Origin of the sequence: Streptomyces sp. NPDC046977 (genome assembly GCF_040644455.1) — a bacterium.
GTDB lineage: Bacteria > Actinomycetota > Actinomycetes > Streptomycetales > Streptomycetaceae > Actinacidiphila.
In genome coordinates this window covers 1-3,526 of record NZ_JBEYWO010000082.1, presented here as the reverse complement: position 1 = coordinate 3,526, position 3,526 = coordinate 1, and the positions used below count along the sequence as shown (strand labels likewise).

Annotated in this window: 7 protein-coding genes and 1 pseudogene; 6 read left to right on the top strand and 2 right to left on the bottom strand. The window is 69.2% G+C overall.

The features are described from left to right. On the top strand, positions 1-213 hold a 213-nt coding region (locus tag ABZ883_RS43050), incomplete at its 5' end, for a hypothetical protein (protein ID WP_360917770.1). Continuing rightward, positions 194-361 (top strand): annotated as a pseudogene (locus ABZ883_RS43045) (transposase); the annotation flags it as partial. The gene ABZ883_RS43050 and the pseudogene ABZ883_RS43045, both read left to right, overlap by 20 nt. 110 nt (positions 362-471) lie before the next feature. On the opposite strand, the gene ABZ883_RS43040 reads toward ABZ883_RS43045, so the two are convergent. Both ABZ883_RS43040 and ABZ883_RS43035 read right to left on the bottom strand, forming a co-directional pair. After that, complete coding sequence (locus ABZ883_RS43040) at positions 472-645, bottom strand: type II toxin-antitoxin system RelE/ParE family toxin (RefSeq protein ID WP_360917772.1); 174 nt, start codon at positions 643-645, stop codon at positions 472-474. A 71-nt stretch (positions 646-716) separates the two neighbouring features. Then, on the bottom strand, positions 717-983 hold the full coding sequence (locus ABZ883_RS43035) for a type II toxin-antitoxin system prevent-host-death family antitoxin (protein WP_326580837.1): 267 nt from the start codon (positions 981-983) through the stop codon (positions 717-719). A gap of 1,111 nt (positions 984-2,094) precedes the next feature. Between ABZ883_RS43035 and ABZ883_RS43030 the strand changes: the two genes are divergently transcribed. The 4 genes from ABZ883_RS43030 (at position 2,095) to ABZ883_RS43015 (ending at position 3,456) form a co-directional block, all read left to right on the top strand. Beyond that, entirely contained in the window at positions 2,095-2,280 is a 186-nt protein-coding gene (locus ABZ883_RS43030; RefSeq protein ID WP_360917768.1) for a hypothetical protein, read from the top strand. After that, the gene (locus ABZ883_RS43025; RefSeq protein ID WP_360917766.1) at positions 2,277-2,627 is read left to right on the top strand and encodes a metalloregulator ArsR/SmtB family transcription factor; all 351 of its coding nucleotides are present in this window, start codon (positions 2,277-2,279) and stop codon (positions 2,625-2,627) included. The genes ABZ883_RS43030 and ABZ883_RS43025 overlap by 4 nt, the downstream gene beginning before the upstream one ends. Positions 2,628-2,944: 317 nt before the next feature. Next, positions 2,945-3,082 (top strand): hypothetical protein, encoded by a 138-nt coding sequence (locus ABZ883_RS43020; RefSeq protein WP_360917764.1) that lies wholly within the window; start codon positions 2,945-2,947, stop codon positions 3,080-3,082. Between the two features lie 32 nt (positions 3,083-3,114). Then, positions 3,115-3,456 (top strand): DUF6126 family protein, encoded by a 342-nt coding sequence (locus ABZ883_RS43015; RefSeq protein WP_360917762.1) that lies wholly within the window; start codon positions 3,115-3,117, stop codon positions 3,454-3,456. Positions 3,457-3,526 lie beyond the last annotated feature (70 nt).

The window sequence follows — 3,526 nt, the reverse complement described above, 5'->3', positions numbered from 1 at the left end:
GTGGCCGCCCTCGCCCGCCCCGGCGAACTGCCCGCCGGGCCCGTCCGGCCCACCCCCGCCAGCTTCGACGGGCGCGCCTTCACCCCCACGATGGCACTGCGGCCCGGCGAGCAGGTCCAGGTCGACACCACCCGCCTGGACGTCCTGGCCCTCTTCGACGACGGCACCCTGGCCCGCCCCGAACTCTCGCTGGCATGTATACGGACGCGGTGACCGCAGCACGGACCAGTTTGTGCCTGGCCGGCCGTACTCCTTTGTCGCCGCCCTGGAGACCGGCCGCACTTCCTGGGTCACGTTGCTGGACGCCGTCCGTCTCGGGCCCGCCGACGACGCGACCGCCGTCACCGCGGCCCAACTACGCGATACGGTGCAGCGGTTGAGATCGGGCATCGACAGCGTGATCGAACGGACTCCGGCCATCGCTGCCCGACCAGCCACTGGATGGCTTTGGAATTTGCCAGGCAGCCCTGCTCAGGAGGTGTGTCCTACATGCTCAATGTGCAGCGTGCTGTTCTGGGTGTCGATGCGGTACAGGATCCTCCACGGGCCGCTGTGTAGACGCCGGTGGCTGCTTCCCCACGCGCGAGAGCCTTCGGGGGCCGGATCATCTGCGAGCCGGTCCGTGGCATGCAGCAGTGCGTCCACACCGGTGGGGTCGGCCTTCAGATGGCCGGCTGCCTCGTTGAGCGCTGTGGGCTCCCACGTGACACTCCAGCTCACTCTCCGCTCCGGCCTGCCGCGTCGAGGAGTGCGAGACGCGCTTCGGCATGCGGGACGGGAGCCGGGGTGATCCCCAGGGCCCTATCGCGCTCCAGACGCGCAACGGCCAAGGCGTCTTCGAGGTCTTCCAGCTCCGCCGGGGAGATCAGGACGGCAGCGGGTGTCCCCCGGTCGGTGAGGGTGATGTGCTCGTGCTGGGCGGCACGACGCGCGAGGTCACCTAGACAGGCACGGGCTTCAGCGATCGGATATGTACTTGACATGAATCTAGAGTACACCTACATAACGCTTGTGGTAGTTCACCGACCCCGCAAGCAGCTCCTCTCCACCGAACGCGAGATGCTCGGCCTGCACCTCTCCGCCCACCCCTTGGACGGCGCCGAGCACATCCTCAGCCGGAGCCGCGAGACCACCATCGCCGAACTGCTCAGCCCGGCCGCAACGGCAGAGACGTCCGCTCGCGGGCCTCAGCACGGGCATCACCCGAAAGCAGAGCAAGCAAGGCAACACCTGGGCCATCGCCGAACTCGCCGACAGAGACGGCTCGATCGAGGTCCTCTTCTGACGGTGCGGGGCCGTGTTCGAGGTCCTGCCCAACACCGCCGCGGCCACGGACACCGACGTCGCCTCGCGGCTGGCAGCTCCTGGCCCTCGGTGACGACCCGCAGACCCCCCGCGGCCCGCTCATGGAGCGGCGTGACGACCTGACCCGCAGCGACGCGGTTCACACCCCGCGCCCGCATCGGACAATCCTCCTTCCCCTGCGGCTATCGCGCCGGGGAAGGAGGTGTCACCGTCCCATACCGGTTCTGACCAGCAGCAACACTCCGGAGCCGGAGACGGGCGTTCCTACCTTCGGCGCCCTGTGGACGCTACGGTGCGGGCCACCCTCCAGACACCGGTGGAAGCTACCCTCCGGGACAGCTGCCCGCCAGGGGCCGGAGTCCTCCCCCGGAGCCTTCCTCTCGTGCCCTGCACAGTTTTCGCGCGGCGGCCCGGCCCGGCGGCAGCCCTGCGACATCAGCGCAAACCGCCTGCCCCCTCCCACAGTAGAAGTCAGAGCCGCGCGCTCCGGGAAGACCGGCGGTCACCGATGCGAGCGCAACACACGTCGCGGCGCCCGTTGGTACGTATCTCACTGCGTCCTTCGCTACGCCTGTCGCAACGGCAAACGGGAGCCGCGGTCAGCCTTTCGTACGGGTACCGGTAGGCGGTGGTCGGTGTCGGTGAACTCCACCGTCAGGCCGACCGCGCGGCATCGTTGCCCCCGGGCGGCAGCCGGCGTGGTGGTGTGGCGCACTACCTTCTACCCCTAGAGTTGAAGAGTTCTGCAATTCTTTAGTTGCTATGTCAGCTAAGGGAGGGGGCGTAGTCGTGGGGTTGTTCGCCGACGCGGTACGGGAGCGGGTCCGTCAGGCACGATCGCGGCTTGCGGCCGCGCTGGACATCGAGGACGTCTACGCGGCGGATCTGGCCCAGGAGGAACTGGAGGACGCGCTGTGGGTCGCTGCCCGGCACAACATCAGCACGGAGAGCACGGATGGGGTGAGTGAGCAGTGAAGCCTGCGGTTCCGCTGTACCAGGCCAAGGCCGAGTTCTTCCGGATGCTGGGGCATCCGGAGCGTATCCGGGTGCTGGAGCTGCTGCAGGACGGGCCACTGCCGGTGCGCGACCTACTCACGAAGATCGAGATCGAGCCGTCCAGGCTCTCCCAGCAGCTGGCGGTGCTGCGCCGCTCGGGGATCGTGACCGCAACCCGCGAGGGGACGACGGTGGTGTACGAGCTGGCCGGCGGGGACGTGGCGGACCTGATGCGGGCCGCCCGGAGGATCCTGACCGAGATGCTGGCCGGGCAGCAAGACCTGCTGGCCGAGCTGCACACCGCCGACGCCCAGGTTGTGTTGTGACCTGGCACGACCGCGCCCATCCGCCGGCCGGGGTGGGCGCGCTGCCGCAGATGCGGCGGCACGCGCTGACGGTGCCGCTGGTCCCGCCCTCGGTACGGGCGGTTCGGGTCAACTTGGAGGAGGCGCTCGCCTCGTTCGGAGTGAACCCTGCATGCGCACTCAGCTGGCGCGGCCCTGCTGGTGGTGGTGAGCAAGTTGGTCTCCGACGCGGTGCGGCACTGCGCCGCTGCCTCGCCGGATGCGGAGGTGACCGTCACGCGGGCGGTCGGGCAGCTGGTGATCGGCGTCGTGGAACAGGATCCCGCCTGTTCGACCCGGTGGCCGGTGCCGGTGAGGGCCTGCGGATCGTGGCCGAACTGGTCGCCCTGCACGGCGGTGAGCTCCGGGTGGAGCCTGCGGTGCGCGGGTGCGGCAAGACCGTCCTGGTCCGCTTCGAGCTGCCCGGAGACTGCTGATGGCCCTATCCGCGGCTGACCGGTGCGAGCCGGTGTCCTTCGAGATCACCTACTCGCACAACGGCGAGCCAGTCACCGGCACCGTGGCCGCCACCGAGGTCGCCTCCCTGGTGGACTTGGGTGGGCGAGCACGGAGTGAAGATCCACGTCCGCCCCAGCCCCGCCCGGCCCCCGCGCCGGTATACGGCACCGGGCATCGTGACCTCGGCGATTACAGGAGCCAGCACATGAGCGAACACGGCACACAGGAAAAACCCGAACGGTGGTTGGAGAGGGGGGTGGCGCTGCGCGCCTTCTTCTACATCTTCGGCACGCACCTGTTCGCCGGGTTCGTGTGGCTGCTGTTCTACATCGGCGGCCACGCTCACAAGTGAGCACGAAGCAGGGGGACGACACGGGGCGGTGATACGCCGCACGCGCTGCCCCCGTCTCGAGTGCACGGGG